Origin of the sequence: Pseudonocardia sp. Ae505_Ps2 (assembly GCF_001932425.1) — a bacterium.
In the GTDB taxonomy this organism is placed as follows: domain Bacteria; phylum Actinomycetota; class Actinomycetes; order Mycobacteriales; family Pseudonocardiaceae; genus Pseudonocardia.
The window spans coordinates 4,875,067-4,901,537 of the sequence record NZ_MCIP01000001.1 but is presented as its reverse complement, the minus strand read 5'-3'; the positions used below and the strand labels follow the sequence as shown (position 1 = coordinate 4,901,537).

The 26,471-nt window shown below is 74.9% G+C and carries 26 protein-coding genes; 18 read left to right on the top strand and 8 right to left on the bottom strand.

From position 1 onward, the window contains the following. Positions 1–144: 144 nt before the first annotated feature. Complete coding sequence (locus Ae505Ps2_RS22980) at positions 145–1,524, top strand: NlpC/P60 family protein (protein WP_084786403.1); 1,380 nt, start codon at positions 145–147, stop codon at positions 1,522–1,524. Here Ae505Ps2_RS22980 and Ae505Ps2_RS22975 read toward each other — a convergent pair. Beyond that, complete coding sequence (locus Ae505Ps2_RS22975; RefSeq protein ID WP_075333468.1) at positions 1,508–2,416, bottom strand: LysR family transcriptional regulator; 909 nt, start codon at positions 2,414–2,416, stop codon at positions 1,508–1,510. The genes Ae505Ps2_RS22980 and Ae505Ps2_RS22975 overlap by 17 nt on opposite strands. Before the next feature lie 71 nt (positions 2,417–2,487). Between Ae505Ps2_RS22975 and Ae505Ps2_RS22970 the strand changes: the two genes are divergently transcribed. From Ae505Ps2_RS22970 to Ae505Ps2_RS22955, 4 genes are all read left to right on the top strand, one after another. Further along, entirely contained in the window at positions 2,488–3,384 is an 897-nt protein-coding gene (locus tag Ae505Ps2_RS22970; RefSeq protein ID WP_075306193.1) for an EamA family transporter, read from the top strand. 905 nt (positions 3,385–4,289) lie between these two features. Next, entirely contained in the window at positions 4,290–5,135 is an 846-nt protein-coding gene (locus tag Ae505Ps2_RS32120) for an HNH endonuclease signature motif containing protein (RefSeq protein ID WP_212567661.1), read from the top strand. 48 nt (positions 5,136–5,183) lie between these two features. After that, the gene (locus Ae505Ps2_RS22960) at positions 5,184–5,420 is read left to right on the top strand and encodes a hypothetical protein (protein ID WP_075306197.1); all 237 of its coding nucleotides are present in this window, start codon (positions 5,184–5,186) and stop codon (positions 5,418–5,420) included. Between the two features lie 257 nt (positions 5,421–5,677). Next, a complete protein-coding gene (locus tag Ae505Ps2_RS22955) occupies positions 5,678–7,288 on the top strand; it encodes an ABC-F family ATP-binding cassette domain-containing protein (RefSeq protein ID WP_075553976.1) in 1,611 nt (536 codons plus the stop codon). On the opposite strand, the gene Ae505Ps2_RS22950 is transcribed toward Ae505Ps2_RS22955, so the two are convergent. Continuing rightward, complete coding sequence (locus Ae505Ps2_RS22950; RefSeq protein ID WP_020627770.1) at positions 7,289–7,957, bottom strand: TetR/AcrR family transcriptional regulator; 669 nt, start codon at positions 7,955–7,957, stop codon at positions 7,289–7,291. A gap of 95 nt (positions 7,958–8,052) precedes the next feature. On the opposite strand from Ae505Ps2_RS22950, the gene Ae505Ps2_RS22945 reads away from it, so the two are divergent. From Ae505Ps2_RS22945 to Ae505Ps2_RS22910, 8 genes are all read left to right on the top strand, one after another. Further along, positions 8,053–8,805 carry a sulfite exporter TauE/SafE family protein gene (locus Ae505Ps2_RS22945; RefSeq protein WP_075306200.1) on the top strand — a complete coding sequence of 251 codons (753 nt, stop codon included), beginning with the start codon at positions 8,053–8,055 and terminating at the stop codon, positions 8,803–8,805. Between the two features lie 40 nt (positions 8,806–8,845). Continuing rightward, positions 8,846–9,139 (top strand): hypothetical protein, encoded by a 294-nt coding sequence (locus tag Ae505Ps2_RS22940; RefSeq protein ID WP_075306202.1) that lies wholly within the window; start codon positions 8,846–8,848, stop codon positions 9,137–9,139. Next, positions 9,136–10,212 (top strand): MoxR family ATPase, encoded by a 1,077-nt coding sequence (locus tag Ae505Ps2_RS22935; protein ID WP_075306204.1) that lies wholly within the window; start codon positions 9,136–9,138, stop codon positions 10,210–10,212. The genes Ae505Ps2_RS22940 and Ae505Ps2_RS22935 overlap by 4 nt, the downstream gene beginning before the upstream one ends. Continuing rightward, positions 10,209–11,228, top strand: a complete 1,020-nt coding sequence (locus Ae505Ps2_RS22930) for a DUF58 domain-containing protein (protein ID WP_233147551.1) — start codon at positions 10,209–10,211, stop codon at positions 11,226–11,228. Before Ae505Ps2_RS22935 ends, Ae505Ps2_RS22930 begins: the two co-directional genes overlap by 4 nt. After that, positions 11,225–12,214, top strand: coding sequence for a VWA domain-containing protein (locus Ae505Ps2_RS22925; RefSeq protein ID WP_075553975.1), 990 nt, complete (start codon positions 11,225–11,227; stop codon positions 12,212–12,214). Before Ae505Ps2_RS22930 ends, Ae505Ps2_RS22925 begins: the two co-directional genes overlap by 4 nt. 52 nt (positions 12,215–12,266) lie before the next feature. Further along, on the top strand, positions 12,267–12,977 hold the full coding sequence (gene fabG / locus Ae505Ps2_RS22920; RefSeq protein ID WP_020627585.1) for a 3-oxoacyl-ACP reductase FabG: 711 nt from the start codon (positions 12,267–12,269) through the stop codon (positions 12,975–12,977). Positions 12,978–13,062: 85 nt separating this feature from the next. Beyond that, positions 13,063–13,839, top strand: coding sequence for an enoyl-ACP reductase FabI (gene fabI / locus Ae505Ps2_RS22915; RefSeq protein WP_020627584.1), 777 nt, complete (start codon positions 13,063–13,065; stop codon positions 13,837–13,839). A gap of 42 nt (positions 13,840–13,881) precedes the next feature. Further along, a complete protein-coding gene (locus Ae505Ps2_RS22910; RefSeq protein ID WP_075306208.1) occupies positions 13,882–14,940 on the top strand; it encodes a ferrochelatase in 1,059 nt (352 codons plus the stop codon). Here the strand turns inward: Ae505Ps2_RS22910 and Ae505Ps2_RS22905 are convergent, their stop codons facing one another. The 5 genes from Ae505Ps2_RS22905 to Ae505Ps2_RS22885 all read right to left on the bottom strand — a co-directional run bounded on the left by Ae505Ps2_RS22905 (position 14,941) and on the right by Ae505Ps2_RS22885 (position 19,198). After that, the gene (locus Ae505Ps2_RS22905; protein WP_075306209.1) at positions 14,941–15,579 is read right to left on the bottom strand and encodes a class I SAM-dependent methyltransferase; all 639 of its coding nucleotides are present in this window, start codon (positions 15,577–15,579) and stop codon (positions 14,941–14,943) included. 607 nt (positions 15,580–16,186) lie between these two features. Beyond that, positions 16,187–17,149 (bottom strand): prolyl aminopeptidase, encoded by a 963-nt coding sequence (gene pip / locus Ae505Ps2_RS22900; RefSeq protein ID WP_075306211.1) that lies wholly within the window; start codon positions 17,147–17,149, stop codon positions 16,187–16,189. A gap of 2 nt (positions 17,150–17,151) precedes the next feature. Beyond that, positions 17,152–18,150: a site-specific integrase gene (locus tag Ae505Ps2_RS22895; protein ID WP_083695952.1), complete on the bottom strand. Its 999-nt coding sequence runs from the start codon at positions 18,148–18,150 to the stop codon at positions 17,152–17,154. Between the two features lie 4 nt (positions 18,151–18,154). Further along, positions 18,155–18,832 (bottom strand): class I SAM-dependent methyltransferase, encoded by a 678-nt coding sequence (locus Ae505Ps2_RS22890; RefSeq protein WP_075553974.1) that lies wholly within the window; start codon positions 18,830–18,832, stop codon positions 18,155–18,157. Positions 18,833–18,862: 30 nt separating this feature from the next. Next, positions 18,863–19,198 (bottom strand): metalloregulator ArsR/SmtB family transcription factor, encoded by a 336-nt coding sequence (locus Ae505Ps2_RS22885; RefSeq protein ID WP_075306213.1) that lies wholly within the window; start codon positions 19,196–19,198, stop codon positions 18,863–18,865. Positions 19,199–19,580: 382 nt separating this feature from the next. Between Ae505Ps2_RS22885 and Ae505Ps2_RS22880 the strand changes: the two genes are divergently transcribed. The 4 genes from Ae505Ps2_RS22880 (at position 19,581) to Ae505Ps2_RS22865 (ending at position 24,628) form a co-directional block, all read left to right on the top strand. After that, complete coding sequence (locus tag Ae505Ps2_RS22880) at positions 19,581–20,312, top strand: MgtC/SapB family protein (protein WP_043281833.1); 732 nt, start codon at positions 19,581–19,583, stop codon at positions 20,310–20,312. 31 nt (positions 20,313–20,343) lie between these two features. Further along, positions 20,344–22,077: an ABC transporter permease subunit gene (locus Ae505Ps2_RS22875; protein WP_249265328.1), complete on the top strand. Its 1,734-nt coding sequence runs from the start codon at positions 20,344–20,346 to the stop codon at positions 22,075–22,077. A gap of 33 nt (positions 22,078–22,110) precedes the next feature. Next, positions 22,111–23,418, top strand: a complete 1,308-nt coding sequence (locus Ae505Ps2_RS22870) for a nitrate/sulfonate/bicarbonate ABC transporter ATP-binding protein (RefSeq protein ID WP_083695951.1) — start codon at positions 22,111–22,113, stop codon at positions 23,416–23,418. 142 nt (positions 23,419–23,560) lie between these two features. Next, complete coding sequence (locus tag Ae505Ps2_RS22865; protein ID WP_249265326.1) at positions 23,561–24,628, top strand: response regulator receiver protein; 1,068 nt, start codon at positions 23,561–23,563, stop codon at positions 24,626–24,628. 80 nt (positions 24,629–24,708) lie between these two features. Here the strand turns inward: Ae505Ps2_RS22865 and Ae505Ps2_RS22860 are convergent, their stop codons facing one another. Further along, a complete protein-coding gene (locus tag Ae505Ps2_RS22860) occupies positions 24,709–25,587 on the bottom strand; it encodes a helix-turn-helix transcriptional regulator (protein WP_075306219.1) in 879 nt (292 codons plus the stop codon). Positions 25,588–25,765: 178 nt separating this feature from the next. On the opposite strand from Ae505Ps2_RS22860, the gene Ae505Ps2_RS22855 reads away from it, so the two are divergent. Beyond that, positions 25,766–26,467 carry a type 1 glutamine amidotransferase domain-containing protein gene (locus tag Ae505Ps2_RS22855; RefSeq protein WP_075306221.1) on the top strand — a complete coding sequence of 234 codons (702 nt, stop codon included), beginning with the start codon at positions 25,766–25,768 and terminating at the stop codon, positions 26,465–26,467. Positions 26,468–26,471 lie beyond the last annotated feature (4 nt).

The following is a 26,471-nucleotide window of genomic DNA, read 5'->3' as shown; positions in this document are numbered from 1 at the left end:
GAGTCGCGGAGCCGTCGGGGGCGTGGGGTCGCTCGTGTGATGGACGAGTCCGGTGTGTCGCACGGGATTCGGGTGACGCGAGTGGCAGTGTTGCCGGTCGAGCTCCCCTGTCGATCCCGCCCCGCTCCCCGGAAGGACCTCCCCGTGACGCGCCAGCCGTCGGCGACCCTCGTCGTGGTGGCCGTGCTCGTGGCGGTTGCACTGGCCTCGCCCGGGGTGGGTGCGGCCGCGACCATCGTGCCCACCGCCGCCGTGCCCATTGCTGCGGTGCTCCCGGCGCAGCCTCCGCCCCCGCCGCCGCCCAACCCCGGCGACGACGAGCTGGAGCGCAGCCGCCAGTCGGTGCAGGACCGGGCGGCCGAGGTCGGCAGGCTCACCGCCCGCCTCGCCGAGCTCGACGCACAGGCCGAGCAGCTGCAGATGGAGGTCGCGGGGCGCAACGAGGAGGCACTCGCCGCCCGGGACACCGCCGACGCCGCCGGTCGCGAGGCCGAGACCGCCGCGGCCCGGGCCGCCGACGCCCGCGCCGCGACCGAGGCTGCGGGTCGCGCCGTCGACGACGCCCGGACCCGGATCGACGCGTTCGTCGGCGACGTCTACACCCACGGCCTCGACCTGGGCCCGCTCGGCCTGCTCTCCCGGGCGACCGACCCGCAGGACCTGATGGACCGGGCCCGGCTCACCGACGCGCTGAGCGAGGACCAGGCTGCCGTCCTGGAGCAGCTCCAGCAGGCCCGCATCGCCCAGGCCAACGCCGACTCCCTCGCCCGCGCGGCGCAGGAGGAGGCCGACCGGCGTCGCGCCGACGCCGAGCAGGCGTCCGCGGCGGCCGACGCCGCCGTCGACGAGGCCGTCGCGGCCGCCGACGCCCAGCAGACCCGGCTCGACGCGGTGCACGCCGAACGCACCGACGTGCAGTCCCGGCTCGACGCCGCCGAGAACGCCGACGCCGGGCTGCGCGCCCAGCGCCAGCGCTACGAGGCGTGGCGGGCCGAACAGGCCCGGCTCCAGGCCGAGGCCGACCGGCGGGCCAGGGAGGAGGCGGCGTCGCGGGTTGCGCAGGAGTCCGCGCCGTCGGCGGGTCCCGCGCCGCGGCGCACCGGGACGGCGGCGATCGAGACCGTGATCGACCGGGCGATGGCCCAGCTCGGCACCATCTACGCCTGGGGTGGCGGCAACACGCGCGGACCGACCCGCGGCATCCGCGACGGCGGCGTCGCCGACGCCCACGGCGACTTCCGCAAGGTCGGCTTCGACTGCTCGGGGCTGATGCAGTTCGCCTTCGCCGGGGTCGGCATCTACCTGCCCCGCTACAGCGGGAACCAGGCCAACGCCGGGCGGCTGGTGCCGATCTCGGACATGCGGCGCGGGGACATGCTGTCCTGGGCCGAGGGCGGTCGCACCCACCACATCGCCATCTACCTCGGCGACGGCAAGATGCTGGAGGCTCCGTACTCGGGTGCGACCGTGCGGGTCACCCCGGTCCGCTACGCCGGACTGAACAAGGTCACCCGGCTGCTCTGACCGCCGCGGCCTCCGCGGCGAGCTCGTCGAGCACCAGCCGTACCGCGGGCCGGGTCACCGCACCGCGGGTCACGGCGCGCACCAGGCGGGCGGCCCGCACCCCCGCGAGCGGGCGCAGCGCGAGCCGGGCGCCGTCGCGGTGGTCGGTGGAGTAGCGGGGCAGCAGCGCGACGCCGTGCCCGTGCGCGACGAGCTCCTCGGTGACCGAGAAGTCGTTGATCCGCTGCACCACCCGCGGCACGGTGCCGGTCACCAGGGACAGCGAACTCAGCACGTCGTCGACCGGCCAGCCGACGGCGACCGAGATCCAGTCGGCGTCGACGAGCTCGGGCAGGTGCACCTCGGCACGGTGGGCCAGCGGGTGGTCCGGGGGGAGCGCGACGTCGAGGGGCTCGCGCAGGAGCGGGTGCACGGTGAGCCGGCCGGTGCCGAACGGGTCGAGCCGTTCGTCGTGGTGGGTGACGACGACGTCGGCGTCGGCCGCCGCGGCCGGCACCTCCTCCGGACGCAGGTCGAGGTCCCGGCAGGACAGCGCGAGCCCGGGATGGGCCGACGCCCGGTGCAGCAGACCGGGCAGGAGCAGCCGGGCCGCGGACGGGAAGAACACCACCCGCACCGTCCCCAGCGGCTGCTCGCGCAGTCCCGCGGCGGTCTCCTCCAGCCGGCCCAGCGCGTCGAGCACCTCCTGCGCCCCGTCGACGACGGCCCGCCCGGCCGCGGTGAGCCGCAGACCACGGCCGTCCGGCGCGGTCAGCTCCAGGCCAGCCTCCCGCGACAAGGTCTTGAGCTGCTGGGACACCGCGGACGGGGTGAAGTTCAGTGCCGCGGCGACGGCGGTGACCGAGCCGCGGTCGGCGAGCTCGCGCAGGATCCGGAGCCGACGCACGTCCATGAAGGAACGCTACAACATCGTTTCACTTCTCATCGCTGGTCTGTACGGTCAGGGGGCGGCAGCGTGGACCCGTGACCGTTCGGGACCGTCTGCTCGCCGTCGTCGTCGCCGTGTTGTGGGGCGCCAACTTCATCGCCATCCACGTCGGCCTGGAACACTTCCAGCCGCTGTTCCTCGCCGGGCTGCGGATGCTCGTGCTCGCGGTGCCGACGGTGCTGCTCGTACCGCGGCCGCGGGTGCCGCTGCGCTGGCTCGTCGGCTACGGGCTCGGGTTCGGCACGGTGCAGTTCCTCTTCCTGTTCCTGGGTATGTACGCCGGGATGCCGACCGGGCTCGCGTCGCTGGTGCTGCAGGCGTCGGGGCCGTTCACGCTGGTGCTGGGCGCGCTGTTGCTGCGCGAGCGGGTGACGCCGCGGCAGTGGGCCGGGATCGGCGTCGCCGTCGTCGGTCTGGGGTGCATCGCGGTGGCCCGGGCACAGTCCGCGGCGTTGCTGCCCGTGGTGTTGACCCTGCTCGGCGCACTCGGCTGGGCGGCCGGGAACCTGTGCAGCCGCCTGGCCCAGCGCGAGGGCGAGGCGGTGAACCCGCTGCACCTGACGCTGTGGATGACCGTCGTGCCGCCGGTGCCGCTGCTGGCCGCCTCGGCCGTGGTGGAGGGGCCGGGCGCGTGGGGCGACGTCGTCGCGATGGTGACCCCCGACGGCGTCGCGGGGCTGGCCGCGCTCGTGTACCTGTCGCTGGTCGCGACCGTGCTGGCCGCCGGGATCTGGACCGGGTTGATGCGCCGCTACCCGGCCGGGCTCGTCGCGCCGCACTCGCTGCTCGTGCCGGTGGTCGGGATGAGCCTGGCGATGGTGCTGCTGGGGGAGCGGCCGTCGGTGATCGAGCTGGTCGCCGGGGCGGTGGTGGTCGGCGGGGTGCTGGTGGCGTCCGCGCCGGCCCGGGGTCGGGTGCCGGTGGCGGTGTGAGGGCGCGCTGCTCGCGGGTGGCGGTGCAGAGGGTGTCGGCGTAGGGGCTCGCTGGGATCGGCGGGCGGGGGTGGGTCGACGAGCCCGCCCGCCGGACGGGTGCGTCGGACGGCCGTGCCCGAGCGCCGAACGACCTGGAAGACAGCATCTCAGGGGGATATAATCGAACGTATGATCGAGACCGTGATGGCCTGGACGTCCGTCGACCCCGGTGACGACCCGGCCTGGATCGAGCACCGACGCCGCCGTGAGGCGGTGGAGGAGGCGACCCGGTGTCCGCACGGTCTCGCGGCCGATCTGTGCGGCGAGATGTGCGGGCCCGAGCAGCCGCCCGACCCGTCCGGCGGGATCGACGACGTGGCGTGGGCCGCATTGCGCTGCCTGGTCGCCGGGGCGCTGCCCGACCGGCTCACCGACCTGCAGGTGCTCGACGTCCTCGAGGGCGCCGAGCACTGGGTGCGCCGCTCGACCGCCCTGCGGATGCGCTCGGTCGCGGAGGTCGCGGAGCGGCACCCGACCAGGACGAGTGCCGCACCGCCCGGAGCGGACCCGCGTGCGTCGCAGCCCGTCGCGCGATGGTTGCCGGACCAGGTGGCGATCGTGCTGCGGGTCCCGCGCGACCACGCCCGGTCGCTGATCGGTCAGGCGCAGCGGTTCGCCAGGGTGCTGCCGGAGACCCTGGCGGAGTGGGAGTCGGGGCGGATCGACCAGGCTGCGGCCGAGGCGATCTCGTCGTCGACCCTCGTCCTCGACGACGAGCGTGCCCGACGGGTGCAGGCCGCCGTCCTCCCGGGCGCCCCGCAGCGCACCGGCGGTTGCTCCGGGAGCGGCTGCGCCGCCACATCGCCCGGATCGGCCCGGACGGCGCCCGCGAGCGTCACGAACGGGCCCGTTCGGAGCGGCGGATGTCGGTCTCCCCGGGGGACGACGGCATGGGGTCGCTGTGGCTGGGCGGCACCGCCGCGCAGGTCGAGGCGTCGTGGCAGTGCGTCGACCGGCTCGCGCGTTCCCTCGACGACCCGTGCGACGACCGGACCCTGGACCAGAAGCGCGTCGACCTCGCCCACCAGCTGCTGCAGGGCACGCTGACGCTCACCGACGTCGGTACGGTCCGGGACGCGCTCGGTGCGGCCGCTGAGGGTGCCGAGGACGGCACCCTGCTCGCCGCGGTCGCGCAGGTGCTCGCGGCGAAGCCGGACCCGGGGGAGGTGGTGGGTCGTCGTCCGCTGATCCAGGTCGTGGTCCCGCTCAGCACGCTGATGGGAGGCGCGGCGCCGGCCGAGCTGGTCGGGCACGGTCCGATCCCCGCGGACCTCGCCCGGGCCTTCGCCGCAGGCAGTGTGTGGCAGCGGTTGGTGACCGACCCGCTGTCGGGCATGCTGCTCGACGTCGGACGGACGCGCTACCGCCCGCCGGTCGCGATGGCCGACCACGTCCGGGCACGAGACGGCACCTGTCGCGGTCCCGCGTGCAGCCGCCGGGTCCGCGACCTCGACCACCACCGGCCCTGGGCGGCCGGGAACGGGCCGACGAGTGCGGAGAACCTGTTCGGGCTGTGCCGGGCCGACCACGCGTTGAAGGACGCTCCCGGCTGGCAGGTGCTCGCCGGGCGCGACGGCAGCCTGACCTGGGTGGCACCGTGCGGCCGTCGGGCGACGACGCAGCCGTTCGACTACCGGGCCTTCACCGATCCGTTGCCCTCCGGGGCCGACCACGGCGCCGACCATGGTGCCGCCCTCGTGCCCTTCTGATCCCGTCGAACCCTTCTGGGCATCGCGCGGATCGGGCAGGGTGGTGTCGTGGAGCGGCACCGGGAACGCAGCGAGGCCCAGGCGGTGGAGACCACCCTGGCCGTGCTGCTCGGTGTCACCGCCGCCGGCGTGGTGCTCGCGGTCGTGTGGGCCCTGCGGGCCGGGTTTGACATCGTGCACCCGTGGTGGTCGTTCCGCACCGGGTTCCCGCTCCCGGTGGCCGGGGCGCTGGGGCTGGTCGTCATGGTCGTCGTCCTGCTGCGGGCGCGTCGGCGGGGGATCTGAGCGCTGTTCGGGCCGCCGGGGCGGTGGGTGACCGGGACGGGTGAGCGCGCCCGAAGCCGGACGACGCACCCACCTGCCGACGGGTAGGCTCGAACCATGGCACGAGGAATCTGGTCGCAGAAGGTCCGCACCGCCCGCTGACGGCGGCGCCCACCTCTTCGTCCCGCGAAGCAACCACCGCGTCCGCCGTCCCGGTCCCCGCCGGGCGGCGCACTCCGTGCTGCCCGGCTCCGATCTCGGATGCCGCGGAGCCTCTCGTGCACACCACCCCCGAACCCTCGTCCCTCCTCCCCACCCTCGACGCCGGCGCGTCCGCCCACGTGCGCGCCGAGGACATCGTCGTCACCCGCGGATCGCACCGCGTCCTCGCCGGCGTGACCCTCACCGTCTCCGCCCGGTCACGCCTCGCCGTGGTCGGGGAGAACGGCCGGGGCAAGTCCACGCTCCTGCACGTCCTCGCCGGCGTGATCGTCCCGGACTCCGGCACCGTGCACCGCGCCGGGACCGTCGCCCTGGTCCGCCAGGAGGTGCCCGCCCGTGACGGCGAGACCGTCGGCACGCTCACCGCGGAGTCGCTCGCCGCCCCGCGGACGGCGCTGCGCGAGCTCGACGCGGCGACCGGGGCGCTCACCGACGGTGCGCCCGGCGCCGACGACCGGTTCGCCGCCGCCCTGGACACCGCGACCCGGCTCGACGCCTGGGACGCCGAACGCCGCATCGACGTCGCGCTGGACGCACTCGGCGCCTGCACCGACCGCGACCGGCCGCTGGAGACCCTGTCGGTGGGGCAGCGCCACCGGGTGCGGCTGGCGTGCCTGCTCGGCGCCCGCCACGACGTCCTGCTCCTCGACGAGCCCACCAACCACCTCGACGCGGGCGGTCTGGACTTCCTGACCCGCACCCTGCGTGCGTACCCGGGCGGACTTGCCGTGGTCAGTCACGACCGGGCCCTGCTGCGCGAGGTCGCCGAGGAGTTCTGCGACCTCGACCCGACCCGTGACGGCGCGCCCCGGCTCACCGCGGGCGGCTACGACGGCTGGGTGACCGCCCGCGACCGGGCCCGCAGTGCATGGGAGGCCGCGTACGCCGAGCAGCAGGCCGAGCACCGCCGCCTCGTCGAGGCCGTCGCCACCGCCCGGGACCGGCTCTCGACCGGCTGGCGCCCGGACAAGGGGACCGGCAAGCACGCCCGCCAGTCGCGGGCTCCCGGCGTGGTGCAGGCACTGCAGCGCCGCCGCGCCGAGCTCGACGCGCACCGGGTCGACGTGCCGGTGCCGCCGTCGTCGCTGCGTAGGCCCGACCTCGACGTGCGACCGGGCGCGCCGCAGTTGCGCGCGCAAGGGATCGGCGTGCGGGACCGCCTCGCCGGCCCGGTCGACCTGGTCCTCGACGGGGGCGACCGGCTGCTCGTGACCGGGCCGAACGGGGCCGGGAAGTCGACACTGCTCGCCGTGCTGGCGGGAGCACTCGACCCGGACACCGGGGCGGTGCGCACCGCGGGCGGCGCCCGGGTCGTCCGGCTGGGGCAGGAGACCGCGGTGCTCGACCCGCGGTGGCCCGCGCGCGCCGTGCTGGAGCAGGCCGGCGGCGGTGCTCACGGCCTGCTCGACGCGGCGGCGTTGCGGACGCCGGTCGGACGGCTGTCGGAGGGGCAGCGACGACGGCTCGACCTGGCCGTGACCCTCGCGGCGCGCCCGACGACGCTGCTGCTCGACGAGCCGACCAACCACTTGTCGGCGCGGCTGGTGGACGAGCTCACCGCGATGGTGCGGGACACCTCGGCGGCCGTCGTCGTCGCCACCCACGACCGGCAGCTGCTGCGCGACCTGGCCGACTGGCCGCGCCTCGAGCTCGGTACGGCCGGCTGATCAGGGCCGGAGCCCGGCCTCGACGACGTCGAGGGTGCGACGCAGCCCGGACTCGAACAGCGGCTCGCCGCCACCGGGTCCGCGCACCACCGCGCCGCCGAGCAGCCGGGACAGCACCGGCAGCTGCTCGGACCGGCCGGAGCGACGGACGTCGTCGAGGGTGGGCAGGCGGTCCCCGGCCAGGGCCGCCGCCCCCCGCACGTAGCCGTGCAGCAGGTGCAGCACCTCCACGGCCGCGTGCAGCGGATGCCCCGCCCCGACGACGTGCGCGAGCAGCGCCTCCGCCCACGCGCACTCGGCCGGGCCGGTGGCGCGGGGACCGGCGAGCAGCCCGACGGCCCACGGGTGCTCGTCGAGCACCTCGCGCAGGGCGGACGCCCAGATCTCGCACCCCAGCCGAAGCCCGCAGCCCGCCAGGTCCGGCGGCTCGCCCAGCGCGGCGTCCAGGACGAGGTCGACCAGCGCGTCCTTGCCGGGCACGTGCCGGTACAGCGACATCGGCGCCGACCCCAGCTCCCGGGCCAGCCGCGGCATCGACACCGCGGCCAGGCCGTCGGTGTCGGCGAGGCGCAGCGCCGTGGCGACGACGGACCCGCGGTCCAGCGTCCGTCGCGCCGGGGCCGGGGGAGCGGCCCAGCGGGGGTCGTCGACGGTCACGGCGTGGATCATGCCACGCACGTCGTAGAGACACCTACGCACTGTGCGTAAGCCCTACGCAGACACGGGCGGCGGGTCGTCCGCCGTGCGGTTCGTAGGGTGGCCCGATGCAGTGGTGGGAGGTCGGGGTCATCGCGCTGGCCGGAGTCTGGGCGGGGTTGATCAACACCGTCGTCGGGTCCGGGACGCTGGTGACCTTCCCGGTGCTGGTGGCGCTCGGCTTCCCGCCGGTGACGGCGACGACGTCGAACGCCATCGGCCTGATCACGGGGTCGATCACCGGCGCCGTCGGCTACCGCAGGGAGTGGGCCGGGCACGGTCGCCGGCTCGCGAAGTACGCCGTCGCGTCGTTCCTCGGGGCGGTCGTCGGCGCGGCGCTGCTGCTGTCGCTGCCGCCGGACGCGTTCGAGACGATCGTGCCGGTCCTGGTCGGCACCTCGGTGCTGCTGGTCGCCGTGCAACCGCTGCTGGCCCGCCGGCTGCGGGACCGGCCGCGTCCCGACCGGTCCGGCTCACCGGTGCTCTACCTGCTGGTGTTCCTGGTGGGCGTCTACGGCGGCTACTTCACCGCCGCACAGGGGATCATGCTGGTCGGGGTCATGGGGCTGCTCCTCGCGGACCCGCTGCAGCGGCTCAACGCCTTCAAGAACACCCTCGCCTCGGTCGTGAACATCGTCGCGGGGGCCATCTACGCCGTCGTCGCGCCGGTCGACTGGAGGGTCGTCGGGATCATCGCGGTCAGCTCGATCGTCGGCGGGCTGCTCGGCGCGAAGGTCGGGCGCAGGCTGTCGCCCGCGGTGCTGCGGAGCGCGATCGTCGTGATCGGGGTCGCGGCCATTGTGTTCCTGCTGGTGGAGTGAGCGGCCCGGAACTGTCGGGGGTGTCTGCTCTGCTGGGGCCGTGGACGACGACCGCGCCGCCGAGCTGGCCGCGGCCCTCGCCGCGCTGGCCGGTCGCGAGATCGGTCCGGGCGAGGCGCGGGCCGTCGTCGCGCACGCCCACGACCTGACCCCGGCCCGGGCGAACGCGGTCTGGACCCGGCACCGGGCGGCACCGCGGACCGTGCCGCTGCGCGACTACCTGGCGATGACGCTCCGGTTCACCGCGCAGGACCCTGCGGTCGGCCCGCTGGCGGGCGGGGAGCGGCACGCCTCACCGGATCCACACGGCCGACACGGTGGGATGGCACCGTGAGCACGACTGCCTCGACCGGCCCGGACCCGATCACCCCCGCCCGCGACGCCGAGCGGCTCGAGCGTGCGGTACTCGAGGTGAAGCGGGTGATCGTCGGCCAGGACCGGCTCGTCGAGCGGATGCTGGTGGGTCTGCTCGCGAAGGGGCACCTGCTGCTGGAGGGCGTCCCCGGCGTCGCGAAGACCCTCGCGGTGGAGACCTTCGCCCGGGTCGTCGGGGGGAGCTTCTCCCGGCTGCAGTTCACCCCCGACCTGGTGCCCGCCGACATCCTCGGCACCCGGATCTACCGGCAGGGCAGGGAGGAGTTCGACGTCGAGCTCGGCCCGGTCGTCGCGAACTTCGTGCTGGCCGACGAGATCAACCGCGCCCCGGCGAAGGTGCAGTCGGCGATGCTCGAGGTGATGGCCGAGCGCAAGCTCTCCCTCGCCGGTCGCGACCACCCGATGCCCGACCCGTTCCTCGTGCTCGCCACCCAGAACCCGATCGAGAACGAGGGCGTCTACCCGCTGCCCGAGGCCCAACGCGACCGCTTCCTGTTCAAGCTGATCATCGAGTACCCGGGGGTCGAGGAGGAACGGGAGATCATCTACCGGATGGGGTCCACCCCACCGGTGGCCTCCCAGGTCCTCACCCCCGACGAGCTGGTCCGGCTGCAGCGCACCGCGGCGGACGTGTTCGTGCACCACGCCCTGGTCGACTACGTCGTGCGGCTGGTCGTCGCGACCCGGCTGCCGTCCGAGCACGGCCTGTCCGACGTCGCGTCCTGGATCGCCTACGGGGCCTCGCCGCGTGCGTCGCTGGGCATCGTGTCCGCCGCCCGCGCGCTGGCCCTGGTGCGTGGCCGCGACTACGTTCTGCCGCAAGACGTGCTGGAGGTCGCCCCGGACGTGCTGCGGCACCGCCTCGTGCTGTCCTACGACGCGATCGCCGACCAGGTGCCGGTCGACCACATCGTCACCCGGGTCCTGCAGACCGTGCCGTTGCCGCAGGTCAGCGCCCGGCCCGGGGGAGCGCCCGAGGGTGCGCCGTCGGCGTGGCCGCCCGCACCGGGTGCCGGCCAGGGTCCGGCGTGACGGCGGGGTCCGCCGACCTCGTCCGGCTCGAGGCCTCCCTGCGGACCCTGGAGCTCACCGTCCGGCGCCGGCTGGACGGCCTGCTCCAGGGCAACCACATCGGGCTGCTGCCCGGCCCCGGCACCGAGCCCGGTGACGCGCGCCCGTACCAGCCCGGTGACGACGTCCGCCGGATGGACTGGTCGGTCACCGCCCGCACGACCGCCCCGCACGTGCGCGAGACCGTCGCCGACCGCGAGCTGGAGACCTGGGCGGTGGTGGACCTGTCGCGCAGCATCGACTACGGCACCGCCCGCACCGACAAGCGGCACCTGGCGCTGGCCGGGCTGACCGCGGTCGCCCAGCTGACGACCGGGGGCGGCAACCGGCTCGGCGCCGTCGTCGCGAACGGGGAGTCGACGCTGCGGCTGCCCGCCCGCGGTGGCCTGGCGCACGCCCGTGGCCTGGTCCGCCGGGTCGCGACGATGCCGTCGGCGCCCGAGGGCACCCGCGGTGACCTGTCGGGCGCACTCGACGAGCTGCGCCGCCCCCCGCGCCGGCGCGGGCTGGTCGTGGTGGTCTCGGACTTCCTCGGCGAGCCCACCTGGGAGCGGTCGCTGCGGGCGCTCTCGGCGCGCCACGAGCTCCTCGCCATCGAGGTCGTCGACCCGCGGGAGCTGGAGCTGCCCGACGTCGGGACCGTCGTGCTGGCCGACCCCGAGACCGGGCGTCAGCGCGAGGTCGACACCACACCGCTGCTGCGCCGCGAGTTCGCCGCCGCCGCCTCCGAGCACCGCGACCGGGTGGCCGCGGCGCTGCGTCGCTGCGGGGCCGGGCACCTGACCCTGCGCACCGACACCGACTGGGTGGCCGACATCGTGCGGTTCGCCGTCGCCCGCAAGCACACCGCGTCTCCGCGCAACGGCACAGCGGCCCCACGCAGCGGCGCCGCGTTCTCGGGCAACGGCGCAGCGGCCCCGCGCAACGGCGCAGCGTTCCCGCCCGACGGAACTGCGGCCCCGCGGAGGCCCGCGTGACGTTCACCGCCCCCTGGTGGCTGCTCGGGCTGCTCGTCGTCGCCGCGCTGGCGGTCGCCTACGTGTGGCTGCTGCGCCGGCGCCGTCGCGACGTCGTACGGTTCACCAACCTGGAGCTGCTGGAGTCGGTCGCCCCGAAGCGGCCGGGCCGGTGGCGGCACCTTCCCGCGATCGCGTTGATCGCGGCGCTGGCGGTGCTCACCGTGGCGCTCGCCGGGCCACAGGCGATGGCGAAGGTGCCGCGGAACCGGGCCACGGTGATGCTGGTGATCGACGTGTCGCTGTCGATGAAGGCCACCGACGTCGCGCCGACCCGGCTCGCCGCCGCGCAGGCCGCGGCCAAGCAGTTCGCCGACCAGCTGACCCCCGGCGTCAACCTCGGGCTGGTGTCGTTCGCCGGGACCGCGGCGGTGCTCGTCTCGCCGACGACCGACCGCAGCGCGGTCAAGAACGGCGTCGACAACCTGCAGCTCGCCGAGTCCACCGCGACCGGCGAGGCGATCTTCACGGCGATGCAGTCCATCGACACGTTCTCCCGGTCGCTGCAGGGCGGCCCGGACGCGGAGGGGGTGCCGCCTCCGGCGCGGATCGTGCTTCTCTCCGACGGCACCCAGACCGTGCCGGGTCCGGACGGGGAGAACGAGCCGCGCGGCTCGTTCACCGCGGCCGCCGAGGCGCGCAACCGCGGCATCCCGGTGTCCACGATCTCCTTCGGCACCAGCTACGGCACGATCGAGCTCGACGGCGGACGCACCCCCGTCCCCGTCGACGACGCCTCGATGGAGCGCATCGCGCAGCTCGCCGGTGGCCGGTTCTTCACCGCCGCCACCGAGTCCGAGCTGCGCGCGGTCTACTCCGACCTGTCCGAGGAGCTCGGCTACGAGGAGCGCGAGGTCGACGCGAGCAGACCGTGGATGATCGGCGGGTTCGTGCTGCTGATCGGCGGGCTCGGTGCGGGCATCCTGCTCGGCAGGCGGCTGCCGTGAGGGTGATCTCCGCTCGCGGGTACCGACCGGTAGTGCGTTAGGTTCACCCCCCGTGGGACGCAGCGTGCTCGTGACCGGAGGAAACCGCGGCATCGGCCTGGCGATCGCGCAGGCGTTCGCGGCCGAGGGCGACCAGGTGGCGGTGACCTACCGCTCGGGGAAGGACGACATCCCCGACGGGCTCTTGCCGGTGCACTGCGACGTCACCGACGCCGAGTCCGTCGACGCCGCGTTCACCGAGGTCGAGGCCGCCCACGGACCGGTCGAGGTGCTGGTGTCCAACGCCGGCATCACCGACGACGGCCTGCTCATGCGGATGTCCGAGGAGTCCTTCACCCGGGTCGTCGACGCCAACCTCACCGCCGCCTACCGGGTCGCGAAGCGGGCCTCGCGCGGGATGCTGAAGGCCAAGAAGGGCCGCATGATCTTCGTGTCGTCGGTCGTGGGCCTCTCCGGGTCGGCCGGGCAGGTCAACTACGCCGCCTCCAAGTCCGGGCTCGTCGGCCTCGCGCGCTCGGTCGCCCGCGAGCTCGGCAGCCGCGGCATCACCGCGAACGTCGTCGCCCCCGGCTTCGTCGACACCGACATGACCCGCGCGCTGCCCGAGAAGCGGCGCGAGGAGATCCTCGGGACCATCCCGCTCTCCCGCTACGCCGACGCCGGCGAGATCGCCTCGGTCGTCGCCTTCCTCGCCTCGCCCGGCGCCGGCTACGTCACCGGGGCGGTCGTCCCGGTCGACGGCGGCCTGGGCATGGGGCACTGAGCATGGGGCACTGATCGGCGCTCACGCGCGAACACCGACACCGGGCCCCGGGTCCGGGCCCCCGCAGAACTCTCGAAAGGACGTCATGGGACTGCTCGACGGCAAGCGGCTGCTGATCACCGGTGTGATCACCGATGCCTCGCTGGCCTTCCACTCCGCCAAGATCGCCCAGGAGCAGGGCGCCGAGGTCGTGCTCACCGGCTTCGGCCGGATGCGGCTGGTCGAGCGGATCGCGATGCGGCTGCCGAAGCCCGCCCCGGTCGTCGAGCTGGACGTGTCGAACCAGGAGCAGCTGGACTCGCTCGTCGAGCGGATCACCCCGCACCTGGGCGAGGAGCCCCGCCTCGACGGCGTGCTGCACTCGATCGGGTTCGCCCCGGCGGGTGCGCTGGGGGAGGGTGCGTTCCTGAACGCGCAGTGGGAGGACGTCGCCACCACGATCCAGGTGTCGGCGTTCTCGCTGAAGTCGCTGGCGATGGCGTGCAAGCCGCTGCTCGGTCCGGGCAGCTCGATCGTCGGCATGGACTTCGACAACCGTCAGGCCTGGCCCGCCTACGACTGGATGGGCGTCGCGAAGTCGGCGCTGGAGTCGGTCACCCGCTACCTGGCCCGCGACCTGGGCCGCGACGGCATCCGGGTCAACCTGGTCGCCGCCGGCCCGGTGAAGACGATGGCCGCCAAGTCGATCCCGGGCTTCGCCGCGTTCGAGGACGTGTGGGACAAGCGTGCCCCGCTCGGCTGGGACATGAACGACCCGGTGCCGGTCGCGAAGACCGTGTGCGCCGCACTGTCGGACTGGATGCCGACCACCACCGGATCGATGATCATGGCCGACGGCGGGGTGCACGCCGTCGGCGTGTGAGGCCGGGGAGCGCGCCCGCGGGAAGGCGTCGATAATCGGGTCGTGCCCGAACAGTCCTGCCCCGACCCCGATGCCATCCTGGTGCTCAGCTTCGGCGGCCCCGAGGCCCCCGACGAGGTCCGCCCGTTCCTGGAGAACGTGACCCGGGGCCGCGGGGTCCCGCCGGAGCGCCTCGACGCCGTCGAGGAGCACTATCAGCACTTCGGCGGGGTCTCGCCGATCAACGCCCGCAACCGCGAGCTGATCGCGTCGATCGCCGCGCGCACCGAGCTGCCGGTGTACTTCGGCAACCGCAACTGGCGGCCCTTCGCCGAGGACACCGTGCGCGAGATGGCCGAGGCCGGCGTCGAGCGGGCACTGGTGTTCGCGACCAGCGCCTACGGCGGCTACTCCGCCTGCCGCCAGTACCACGAGGACATCGCCCGGGCCCGCGACGCCGTCGGCGAGGCGGCGCCCGAGCTGGTCAAGCTGCGCCACTTCTACGACCACCCGGACTTCGTGCGCGCCAACGCCGACGCCGTGCGGACGGCGTGGGCGCAGCTGCCCGAGGACCGGCGCGAGGCGGCGCGGCTGGTGTTCACGGCGCACTCCATCCCCACCTCCGCCGACGCGGCGGCCGGGACCCCGGCCGACGGCGGGCACCGCTACTCCCGGCAGGTCGCCGAGGCCGCCGCGCTGGTCGCCGCCGAGCTGGGCGTCGACGAGTTCGACGTCGTCTGGCAGTCCCGCTCCGGTCCGCCGCAGGTGCCGTGGCTGGAGCCCGACATCGTCGACCACATCGACGACCTGCACGCCAAGGGTGTGCCCGCGGTCGTCGTCGCGCCGGTCGGGTTCGTGTCCGACCACGTCGAGGTCGTGTGGGACCTCGACAACGAGGCCGCCGAGCGTGCCGCCGAGCACGGCATGGGGTTCGCCCGGGCCGCCACCGCCGGGCCCGACCCGCGGTTCGCCGACATGGTGGTCGAGCTCGTGCGGGAGCACACCGACGACGCGCCCGCCCGGCGGCTGGGCAGCGGCCCGTCGGCGGGGTGCACCCGCAACGGGGCACCCTGTGCGGTCGACTGCTGTGTGCCGCAGCGGCGGCCCGCCCGGTCGGGCTGATCAGCGGCGCCGTACCCGGGCGAGGTGGGCGGGGACCTCGACCCTGGTCCCGGCCGGCTCACCGTAGGCCTGCGCCAGGGCGGCGGTCACGACTCCCCGGTACGACGCCGGTGTGACGGTCTCCACCGACCAGTCCGGACCGGTGAACGCGGTGCGGACGTCGGCCGCGTCGATCACCGGGCCGAACTCGGCGGCGGCGCCGGTCCGGGCCAGGGCGAGCACGTGCACGACGCCGCCGGGGCGCACGATCCCGGCCAGCGCGCGGGCGTAGCGGGCCTGGTCAGCGGGGTCGAACAGGTGGAACAGGGCACTGTCGACCACCGTGTCGAACGGGCCGAGGCCGTCCGGGGCGAGTGCGTCGGCGACGACGAACCGCGCGTCCACCCCCGCGGCCGCGGCGCGCTCGCGTGCCCGGTGCACCGCGGTCGGGGCGGCGTCGGCGCCGAGCACGTCGTACCCGAGCCCAGCCAGCAGGATCGTGTGCTCGCCGGTGCCGCACCCGGGGTCGAGGACGGTCCCGGTGACGGCGCCGTCGCGGGCCAGCGCGACGACGGCCGGCTGCGGCTCGTCGATGACCCAGGGCGGATCGCCGTCGCGGTAGGCCTGCTCGAACCAGGAGACGGGCGGGGTGAGGTCCATCGGATGCTCCTCTGACGGGGTTCTCGCGAGAGCCTGCGACCTCGATCGAGGTTCAGGTCAAGGCCCGGCGTCACACCAGGTCCGCCGTCCCGGCGGCCACGGCGTCCCGCCCACCTTGTCAAGGAATCATTGACGCCCGCGCGTGGTCAATCGAACGGCGACACCTGCCGGACGTGGAGACGGGGGAGGGGTGGCCGGACTCCGCGGGGTCCGGCGCGGGGCCCGTCGCCGGGAGCGTGGCGGCCCCACGCAGGGGGACCTGCACGGATGGTGTTCCCGGCATCGCCGAGCTGCGGGAACAAGTCGTCGGCATGGTGCGGCCCGGCTGCCGCGTGCGGAGGCGGTGCTCCTGTCGGGCCCTCGGTGATGCCGCCGCGCCCACGCCGCATCCCGCCGCGCCGCATCCCGCCGTGCCGGAGCGCATCGCGCGGTCTCCTCGCCGACCGTCGGATCGTGTCCTGACCTCCGATGACAATGATTCATTGACGCCAACAGATCGTCGACGAAACGACGACAACCACACCGCCAGGAGCCGGGGGAGTCGGCGCCGGCCGGGGAGCCCGGGCTGCGGGATCTCCCGTGCGATGTGCGGTGTGGTCGGTCCGGGTCAGCGGGGCAGGTCGGCGGCCCGGTCGAGGGCGTCGACGACGGCGTCGGTGAACGCTCCGGCACCACCGTGCCCGGCGTCGTCGATGATCCGCAGCTCGCTGCCGGGCCAGCGCCGGTGCAGGTCCCAGGGGATGTCCGGGGGCCCGCTGACGTCGTAGCGGCCGTGGACCATGCTCCCGGGGATGCCGGCGAGCCGGGTCGCCCCGTCGAGCAGGGCGCCGTCGGGGAGGAACGCGGCGTGCCGCCAGTAGTGCGTGACCAGCCGGGCGAACACGAGCCGGAACGCCGGGTCCTCGTAGCGGCTGCTCGGCCGGTACCCCGGGACGAGGGAGACGTGGACGTCCTCCCAGCGGCACCACTCGCGGGCTGCGTGCTCGCGGACGGCCGGGTCGGGGTCGGCGAGCAGGGTCGCGTAGGCGTCGACGAGGCGGGTGCCGCGCAGCGGGGCGGGCACGGCCTCGGCGAAGCGGTCCCAGGCGGCGGGGAAGATGCGGCGCATGTCCTCGGTGATCCAGCGGACCTCCCGCTCGGTCGTCGTCGCGACGGCGGCGAGCAGTAGCGCCTCGACCCGCTGCGGGTGGGCCTGGGCGTAGGCCAACGCGAGGGTGCTGCCCCAGGAACCGCCCTTCACGACCCAGGAGGGGATCGCCAGCAGCTCGCGGAGCCGCTCGATGTCGTCGAGCAGCAGCCGGGTGGTCGGGGTGCGTTCCAGGTCGACGTCGGGGTCGGACGCGAGCGGCCTGCTGCGGCCGCAGCCGCGCTGGTCGAACAGCACGATCCGGTACCGCTCGGGGTCGAAGTACCGGCGTGCCCCGGCCGAGCAGCCCGAGCCGGGGCCGCCGTGCAGGTACAGCACCGGGCGTCCGTCGGGGTTCCCACAGGTCTCCCAGTACAGGGCCTGGCCGTCGTCGGTGGTGAGGACGCCCGTGTCGTAGGGCTCGATCGGTGGGTGGAGAGGCACCGCTACAACCCTGCCAGCAGGGCGGCCGAGTTGTCCTCCCAGGCGTTGTCGACACGGATGTAGGTGCCCACGGTGGCCAGGGAGCGGTGCCGGGTCTGGTGGGCGATGGCCCGGTCGGAGGCGCCGCGCTGGTGGGCGTAGGTGACGTGGCCCGCGCGCAGGGAGTGCGCCGACCAGGGGCCGGGGCCGATGCCGGCGCGGGCGACCGCACGCTGGACGATCTCGTTGACCGACTCCGGGTGCAGCGGGCGGTCGGTGACCCGGTTGCCACGGGTGACCTTGCGCAGCACCGGGCCCTCGGTGATCCCGGCGGCCTCGAGCCAGGTCCGCAGCGCGGTGACCGGGCAGCGCGCGGCCCGGTGCGCGTGCGGGAGGACCACGAGCTCGGGCTCGGTGCCGTACGGGTTGGTCTTGGACCGGGGGATCGACAGGACGCGGCCGCGGGGGTGCTCGGCGACGTCGGCGACGGTGAGTCCGGCCAGCTCGGAGCGGCGCAGCGCGGAGAAGAACCCGACCAGCAGCAGGGCCCGGTCGCGCAGGCCGGCGAGGTCGGTCCCGGACCCGCACGCGGCGACGACGTCGTCGAGATCGGGCGGCATGAGGGCGCGGGCCCGGACCGGCGGCGCGCCGTGGGTACGGCGGATGCCCTCCCACACGGCGGTGACGCGGCGGGCGTCGGTGGGGTCGGGCAGGTCGCGCATGACGTGGACGAAGCGGATCGAGGACAATCGACGGCTGATGGTCCCGACCTTGGCCCCGGCCCCGGCGAGCTCGGTGATGTAGCCGGACAGCGCCTCGGGGGCGGCGGGCAGTGGCGCGTGGCCGTTCCGGGCGCACCAGCCGCTGAACTCGCGCCAGTCCGAGGCGTAGCCGCGGCGGGTGTTCGGAGAGCGGGCGGCCGCGACGTAGGCGGCCTCCTCCGGCGTCAGCGGCAGGTCGACCTGCGGTGCGAGCAGCTCGGCACCGGGGACCGTGGTGCGGTCGGGCACGGGGGCGGTCACGGGGTCATCCTGCCGGTTGCGGCGCCGCGGCCACGAGCACCACGCCCGACCCGCTCGCCCCCTCGGCGGGGAAGCGGAGCTCGGCCTCGGTGCGCAGCCCGGTGTCCTCGACGAGCGCGCGGAGCCGCTCGGGCCGCCACAGGTGCGTGGTCCAGGTGACCGGGACGCCGCCGTAGCCCTCGGTGCGGACGAGGTCGCCATCGCCGGCGTGGGTGGCCAGGATCAGTCGTCCGCCCGGGGCCAGCGCCCGGGCGAAGGAGGCCAGGACGTGCGGCAGGACGTCACGGGGCAGGTTGAACAGCGACCACCACCCGAGCACGCCGGCGAGCGAGTCGTCGGGCACGTCGAGCTCGGTGGCCGAACCGACCGCGAACGAGCAGTGCGGGTGCAGGCGACGGGCGTGGGCGACCATCGCGGGGGACAGGTCCACACCCGAGGCGTCCACCCCGCGCTCCACCAGGTAGGCGGTGACCTGCCCCGGCCCGCAGCCGACGTCGAGGACCGGCCCGCGGCCGGCGACGTCGTCGGCGAACACGTCCATCGCGGCGCGCAGCCAGGGATGGGCGCGGACGTCCCCGATCCCGGTGTCGACGACCATCGCGACGTAGTTGTCGGCGACGCGGTCGTAGGACGCGCGGACGGCGTCCAGGTCGGCGGGGCGCGGGACCGGTTCGGTGGGCACGCCGGCGACCGTAGGGCAGGGGACCGACACTCAGGCGCCGCGTGACCGGCGACCGGCCGGGGCGTGGCGCAGGGTCTGCTGGTGCGCGACGGCGCGGCGCACGATGTCGATCACGCCGTCGTCGTCGGCCAGGTAGACGCGGTGGCGGCCCTGGCGGCGGACGCGGACCCACCCGGCCGCCTTGAGCTTGCCCAGGTGGTGGCTGACCGTCGCGACGGACTGGCCGAGCTCCTCGGCGAGGGCGCCGACGTCGCGCTCGCCGTCGGCCAGCAGCCACATGATGTGCAGCCGGACGGTGGCCGAGAGCATGCCGAAGGCGGAGGCGGTGTCGTGCAACAGGTCCTGCGACGGGGGATCGGGGGTCAACGGTCTCCTTCCGCGACGGGGTGACGAGCGTCAAACATTCTCACAACCGTTTGAACGTTGCAGCTCGGTACGGTTCACTGGTCCCCGACTGTCCACGAGGGAGGTGAGCCGGATGTCCGACGACGAGCACAGTAGGTGCGGCCGCACGGACTGCCGGCCGCTGCACCGGGAACTCCCGGGCTGAGCTCCGGGCCACGTGCCCGCGTCCGCCGTCCACAACGGCCGCTTCGTCCGCGCGGCGTCCCCTGCCGCGCGTCTCCCACCTCTCCGTCCGTCACCGCCGCCCCCACACGGCCGGTCGTCGCATGCTGCGCCGACCGGCATCGACGTGTGCCCGGCCGCGGCCGGCGGACCTCTCCTGCGCAACGAGAGCGAGTACGTGATGACGACCGTCGAGATGCTGCTGCGCCTGGGGGCCGGTGTCGGCCTGGGCACGGTGATCGGCTTCGAGCGCCAGTACCGGGCGCGGATGGCCGGCCTGCGCACCAACGCCCTGGTCGCCGTCGGCGCGACCCTGTTCGTCCTGCTGTCCGCACACGGCTTCGGTGGGCTGTCCGACACCGGCAGTGCCGATCCCACCCGGGTGGCGGCCCAGATCGTGTCCGGCATCGGGTTCCTCGGCGCCGGGGTGATCCTGCGCGACGGGATGACCGTCCGCGGGCTCAACACCGCGGCGACCCTGTGGTGCTCCGCCGCCGTCGGAGCGCTGTCCGGGGCCGGGCTCTACCCGGTCGCCGCCGCGGGGACCGGCGTCGTGGTGCTGGTGAACCTGGCGCTGCGCCCGCTGGGGCGGGCCATCGACCGCCGCCCGGAGTCCGGCGACGAGACCCCGACCGTCTACAGCTTCCACGCCGTCACCCGCGACGACGCCGAGGCCCACGTCCGGGCGCTGCTGGTCCAGGCACTCGGGCGCACCGACTTCCGGCTCGCCTCGGTCCGCTCGGCCAACACCGACACCGACGGCTACGTCGAGGTCCGGGCCGACCTGGCCGCCGACCACCGTGACGACACCCAGATGGAGTCGGCGGTCAGCCGGCTGTCGCTGGAGCCCTCGGTCACCAGCGTCCGGTGGGACGTGCGGACCCCGGCCCGGGACACCGGCGCCGCACGCTGACCCCGCCCGCAGGCGGAGAAAGGAGACCGTCGTGGTGCTGCGCGTGTTCCCCTCCCGGGAGGCACTGGCCCGGCCGCGGCAGGGCCTCGTCGACGTCGCCGTGCTGGCCGGGGCCGCCGCCCTGCTGTACGCACTGGTGCGGGTCTCGCACGGGATCGACGTCCCGTTCGACCCGGCCACCGCGCCGTCGCGCCTCTCGACCGACCCGGCCGAGCTGCCCTACTACGCCGCCCGCTCGCTGCTGCGGATGTTCGCCGCGCTCGTGCTGTCGGTGCTGTTCACCTTCGTCTACGCCACCGCCGCGGCCCGGCTGCCGCGCGCGGAGGCGGTGCTCCTGCCGGCGCTCGACATCCTGCAGTCGGTGCCGATCCTGGGGTTCCTGTCGATCACGGTCACCGGCTTCCTCGCCCTGTTCCCCGGCTCGGAGCTGGGCCTGGAGTGCGCGTCGATCTTCGCGATCTTCACCTCGCAGGCCTGGAACATGGCGTTCGCCTTCCACCGGTCGCTGGTGTCCCAGCCCCGTGAGCTGGACGAGGCGGCGCGGCTGCTGCGGCTGTCGAAGTGGCAGCGGTTCTGGCGGGTCGACGTGCCCGGCGGGATGATCCCGCTGGTCTGGAACGGCATGATGAGCTTCGGCGGCGGCTGGTTCTTCCTGGTCGCCTCGGAGGCACTGACCGTGGACGGGCACTCCTACGTGCTGCCCGGTATCGGTGCCTACGTGGCCACCGCGACGGCCGACGCCGACCCGGGCCGGGTGCTGCTCGCCGTCGTCGTCATGGTGGTCATGGTCGTCGGGGTGAACGTGCTGTTCTGGCGGCCGCTCACGGCCTGGGCGGAGCGGTTCCGGATCGGCGACTCCGCGCCCGCCGAGGCACCCCGCAGCGTGGTGCTGGACCTGCTCCGCCGCTCCCTCGTCCCGCGGGCGGTCGGCCGGGTCGCGGGGCGGCTGGTCGGGCCGCTCGACCGGGCCATGGCGGTGTTCGGCCGCGCCGAGCACCCGCTGCGGGTGTCGGCCGTGCGCCGGCGGGCCGGTGACGTCGTGCTGGGGGCGGCGGGGGCGGCCGTGCTCGCCTACGCCCTGGTCCGGATGGCCGGTTACGTCGCGGCGACGGTCGGGTTCGGCGAGGTCGGGCACGCCCTGCTGCTGGGGCTGGTCACGTTCGGCCGGGTGGTGCTGCTCGTCGTCGTAGCGACGGTGGTGTGGGTGCCGGTCGGGGTGTGGATCGGCATGAACCCACGGGTGTCCCGGCTCGCGCAGCCGGTGGTGCAGGTACTGGCCTCGTTCCCGGCGAACTTCCTGTTCCCACTGGTCACCGGGGTGCTCCTGGCGACCGGGGTGAGCCTGGACTGGGGCGGGATCGTGCTGATGAGCCTGGGTGCGCAGTGGTACATCCTGTTCAACGTGATCGCCGCGGCGTCGGCGATCCCGCACGACCTGCGCGAGGCCGCGGCCGACCTCGGGCTGCCGCGCTCGCTGTGGTGGCGCCGGCTGGCGCTGCCCGCGGTGTTCCCCGGCTACGTCACCGGCGGGATCACCGCCGCGGGTGGCGCCTGGAACGCCTCGATCGTCGCCGAGGTCGTGACCTACGGACCGGTCACGCTCACCGCCACCGGGCTCGGCGCGTACATCGCGCAGGCCACCGCCGCCGGCGACGGGCCCCGGATCCTGATCGGCGTAGTCGTCATGAGCCTGTACGTCGTCGGGGTCAACCGCCTGTTCTGGCGACCCCTGCAGGCCCTGGCCGAGCGCCGCTTCGCCCTCTGACCCGCTGCCCCACCGATCACCAGGAGGCATCCCGTGTCGTCCACGACCGCCACCCGTTCCGACGCCCTGATCACCCTCGACGGGGTCAGCACGAGCTTCCCCGGCAGCACGGGGGAGGAGCTGCGGGTCCTGCAGGACATCGCCCTGGAGCTGCGCGAGGGAGAGATCGTCGCGTTGCTCGGCCGGTCGGGTTCGGGCAAGTCGACCCTGCTGCGCACCATCGCCGGGCTGATCGCGCCGACGTCGGGCACGGTGCGGTACCGGGGCCGCGAGCTCGACGGCGCCAACCCCGGTGTCGCGATGGTGTTCCAGTCCTTCGCACTGATGCCGTGGCTGACCGTGCAGGACAACGTCGAGCTGGGGCTCGCCGCCCGGGGCGTCCCGGCCGCCGAGCGCCGCGAGCGAGCCCTGGCCGCGATCGACCTGATCGGACTCGACGGCTTCGAGTCCGCCTACCCGCGGGAGCTGTCGGGCGGTATGCGCCAGCGGGTCGGGTTCGCCCGGGCGCTGGTGCTGGAACCGGACCTGCTGCTGATGGACGAGCCGTTCTCCGCCCTGGACGTGCTCACCGCGGAGAACCTGCGCACCGAGCTGATGAGCCTGTGGACCGGACGGCGCTTCCCGACCCGGTCGGTCTGCATCGTCACGCACAACATCGAGGAGGCGGTGCTGCTGGCCGACCGGGTCGTCGTCCTGGAGGCCAACCCGGGGCGCATACGGGCGGAGGTCGCGGTCGACCTGCCGCGGCCGCGGGACCGCGCGACGCCGGCGTTCACCGCGCTGGTCGACCGGCTCTACGACCTGTTGACCGGTCGCGAGTCCGACGTCGTCGGCGCCGGCACCGGCGAGGTGACCCCGACCGCGCGGCCGCTGCCCGCCGCCTCGGTGGGCGGGCTGGCGGGCCTGGTGGAGCTGGTGCACTCCGGTGGCGGCCGGGCGGACCTGCCCGAGCTCGCCGCCGGACTGAGCTTCGAGGTCGACGACCTGCTGCCGCTGGTCGACGCGGCCGCGATGCTCGACCTGCTGGAGGTGTCCGGGGCGGACCTGCACCTGACCGGCACCGGGCGGGCGTTCACCACCGCCGACATCCAGGAGAGCAAGCGGATCTTCGCCGCGCAGGCGGTGACCCGGGCCCCGCTGGTGCGCACCGTGCACCGGGCGCTGTCCGCCGCTGCGGACGGATCGCTGCGGGTCGGGTTCTTCCTGGACCTGCTGCAGCGGGGGTTCTCCGCCGAGGACGCCCGCCGCCAGATCGACACCGCGATCGACTGGGGCCGCTACGGCGAGCTGTTCGACTTCGACACCGACACCGGTCTGCTCACCCTCGACCCGGCCCCCTGACCCCGCCGGGCCGCCCGCGCTCCCGGCGGTCCCTGTCAAGCCATACGGGATTCCCCGCATTATCCAGTGTTATCTCGGTTAATGATAACGAACCATGAACTGGTTTCGAGTTTGAGAAACATGAACTGGTAGCGTGGGGTGCATGGCGGACACGGTGGTGCGGTGCGGATACAGCCGATGCCGGGCGGAGCTGCCCCCGCCCGGGCCGCAGGGCGGCCGTCCGCGGTCGTTCTGCCGGGACACCCGGTGGGAGCAGGGTCGGACCTGCGCGCAGATGGCCCGCGCCGAGCGGGAGGCCCTCGGGGCCCTCGGCCTCGACACCGGGACCGGGGCGTTCGCGCTCGACGCGGACCGGCTCCGCGAGCACGTCGGTGCGCTCGCCGGACCGGTGGCCGAGCTGTCCGGGGCACTGACCGCCGTGTTGGACCGGCTCGACGAGATCGAGCGCGACGCCCTGGCCGCCACCGAGGCCGCCCGCGCCGCCGCCACCGAGTCCGACGCGGCCCGTCAGCAGGCCGAGACCGCCCGGGAGGCGGCCGAGCGCCGGGCCCGTGACGCGGCCCGGGCCGCCGCCGACGCCCGGCAGGAGCGGGCCGAGGCGGTGGCCCGGGCCGAGGAGGCCACCGCCACCGCCCTCGCGGCGACCGAGGCCCTCGGTGCCGCGCGCCAGCAGGCCGCCGACGCCGTCGCCGCCCGGGACGCCGCCGTCGTCGCGCGCGCCGCCGCTGTCGCCGACGCCCGTGCGGAGCGGGAGGCCGCCGCGTCCGCCGGCCGGGGCCGGGAGACCGCGGTGCTCGCGGCCCGGACCGCGGAGCACGAACGCGACACCGCGCTCGCCCGCGCCGACGACCTCGCCCGCGACCGCGACCGTGTGGCCGGGGAGCTGGCGGCGCTGCGCGCCGAGCTCGCCTCGGTGGCCGGCGAGCGGGCCGGGCTGGCCGAGACCGTCGCCGAGCAGCGCAGCCGTCTCGCCGGGCAGCAGGACGCGCTGGCCGAGGCCCGCGCCGTCGCCGACGGGCTGCGTGCGGAGCACGACGCGGCGCGTGCGGAGATCCGGGAGCTCTCCGACCGGATCGAACGCGTCCGCGCCGAGCGCGACGGCCACGCCGCCGAGCTCGAACGGCTGCGGAGCGCGACCGTGGAACCCGCTCCTGTGGCCCGGATGCACCCCGACGACCTCGCCGCCCTGGCCGCAGCCCTGAAGGACTGACGCACCGGGCTGGATCGGCGTCGGGAGGTGCGGCTCGCGCGTCGACGCGACGTGAAGGTCGAGATCGCGAGCGTCCGGCGTCAGGAGCCGTCCTGAGCCGCCCGGTCACCGGTCGTCCGGTCGGACAGGGCCCAGCTGGCCAGGACGTCCATCGCCTCGCGCGACGGTGACCCGGCCGCGGTCGAGTAGAGGAACAACGTGGTGTCCGGATCACCGGGCGGGGTGAGGGTCTCGTACTCCACGCTCAGGTGCCCGACGACCGGGTGACGCAGCCGCTTGGTCCCGTAGGTCCGCTGGTAGACGCGGTGCTCCCCCCACCATCGGTCGACATCGGGGCTCTCCCGGCGCAGCTCGGCCACGAGCTCGACGGTCGCCCGGTCCCCGGGGTCGCGGCCTGCCTCCAGCCGCAGGGTCTCGACCGCGGCGCGGGCCTGTACCGCCCAGTCCTCGAACAGCGACCGCGCGTCGGCGTCGAGCATGATCCAGCGGGCGTAGTTGCGTTCGGGGGCGGGGAACCGGTCGAAGTCGACGAACAGCGCCGCGGCCATCCGGTTCGCGGCCAGCACGTCCATCCGGCGGCCCAGCAGCAGCGCCGGCTCGTCGAGGGCGTCGAGCAGCTGTCGCAGCCCGGGCCGTACCCGCTGCACCGCCCGGGCCCGGGGCCGCGGCGAGGCCGGGCCGAGCCCGATCAGGTCGCTCAGGTGGGCCCGTCCCGCGGCGTCCAGCTCCAGGGCCCGGCCGATGGCATCGACCACCGACGGCGAGGGGACGATCCGGCGTCCCTGCTCCAGCCGGGCGTAGTAGTCCGAGGAGACTCCGGCGAGCAGCGCCACCTCCTCCCGGCGCAGCCCCGGCACGCGGCGGACGCGCCCGTCGGCGGGCAGGCCCGCCCGCGCCGGGTCGCACTGACCGCGGGCGCGGCGCAGGAAGTCGGCGAGCTCGCGGTTGTTCCCGGCCATGCCGGCCAGTATCGCCCCACCCGGTCCGTCCCACCTGGCCCTGTGGGTCCTGGTCAGCGGAGTCCGCGGTCGGGCAGGGCCCGGTATAGGCCCCCGCGGCACCCATGCCGCCACAAGGCTGGGGACACGCTCCGATCGCCGGGAGCGCACCACGGTCGACCATCGAGGGAGAACCACCATGGGCCGGATCCTGATCGTCATGTCCGCCGCCGACACCTGGGAGCGCACGGACGGCACCTCCTACCCGACGGGCTACTGGGCCGAGGAGCTGGCGGCGCCGTACGAGACGTTCGTCGGCGCCGGGCACACCGTCGAGTTCGCCTCCCCGGGCGGCGTTCTGCAGCCCCTGGACCAGCACAGCGCCGACCCCGAGGTCGCCGGCCCCGACTGCGCGCGTTACGTCGAGGTCGCGGAGACCGCCCTGCGGGAGTTCGGGGCGCCGCTGGTGCTGGCCGAGGTCGACCCGGAGCGGTACGACGCGATCGTGCTCCCCGGCGGCCACGGACCGGTCGTCGACCTGCACGAGGACGCCGACCTGGGTGCTCTGCTGGCGCGGGCCGATGCCGACGGCCGGATCGTCGGCGCGGTGTGCCACGGCCCCGCGGGTCTGCTGAGCGCGACCGGCCCGGACGGCGGCTGGCTGTTCGCCGGGCGCCGGATGGCCGCCTTCACCGACGAGGAGGAGCAGATCTTCGGCACTGCGGAGGGCGCTCCGTGGCTGCTGGCGAGCCGGCTGCGCGAGCGCGGTGCCGCCCACGAGAGCGGGCCTGCCTACGAGGCGTTCACCGTCGTCGACGGCAACCTGGTCACGGGTCAGAACCCGGCGTCCAGCGCGCCGATGGCCGAGCAGGTCAACGACGCCCTGCGTGCCCGCGGCTAGGTGT

Excerpts from the sequence above, each read along its gene's own strand:
- Ae505Ps2_RS22975 (WP_075333468.1), bottom strand. The coding sequence starts at position 2,416 with ATGGACGTGCGTCGGCTCCGGATCCTGCGCGAGCTCGCCGACCGCGGC.
- Ae505Ps2_RS32120 (WP_212567661.1), top strand. The coding sequence starts at position 4,290 with ATGTCGGTCTCCCCGGGGGACGACGGCATGGGGTCGCTGTGGCTGGGC.
- Ae505Ps2_RS22950 (WP_020627770.1), bottom strand. The coding sequence starts at position 7,957 with ATGATCCACGCCGTGACCGTCGACGACCCCCGCTGGGCCGCTCCCCCG.
- Ae505Ps2_RS22945 (WP_075306200.1), top strand. The coding sequence starts at position 8,053 with ATGCAGTGGTGGGAGGTCGGGGTCATCGCGCTGGCCGGAGTCTGGGCG.
- fabI (WP_020627584.1), top strand. The coding sequence starts at position 13,063 with ATGGGACTGCTCGACGGCAAGCGGCTGCTGATCACCGGTGTGATCACC.
- Ae505Ps2_RS22905 (WP_075306209.1), bottom strand. The coding sequence starts at position 15,579 with ATGGACCTCACCCCGCCCGTCTCCTGGTTCGAGCAGGCCTACCGCGAC.
- Ae505Ps2_RS22880 (WP_043281833.1), top strand. The coding sequence starts at position 19,581 with ATGACGACCGTCGAGATGCTGCTGCGCCTGGGGGCCGGTGTCGGCCTG.
- Ae505Ps2_RS22865 (WP_249265326.1), top strand. The coding sequence starts at position 23,561 with ATGGCGGACACGGTGGTGCGGTGCGGATACAGCCGATGCCGGGCGGAG.
- Ae505Ps2_RS22860 (WP_075306219.1), bottom strand. The coding sequence starts at position 25,587 with ATGGCCGGGAACAACCGCGAGCTCGCCGACTTCCTGCGCCGCGCCCGC.
- Ae505Ps2_RS22855 (WP_075306221.1), top strand. The coding sequence starts at position 25,766 with ATGGGCCGGATCCTGATCGTCATGTCCGCCGCCGACACCTGGGAGCGC.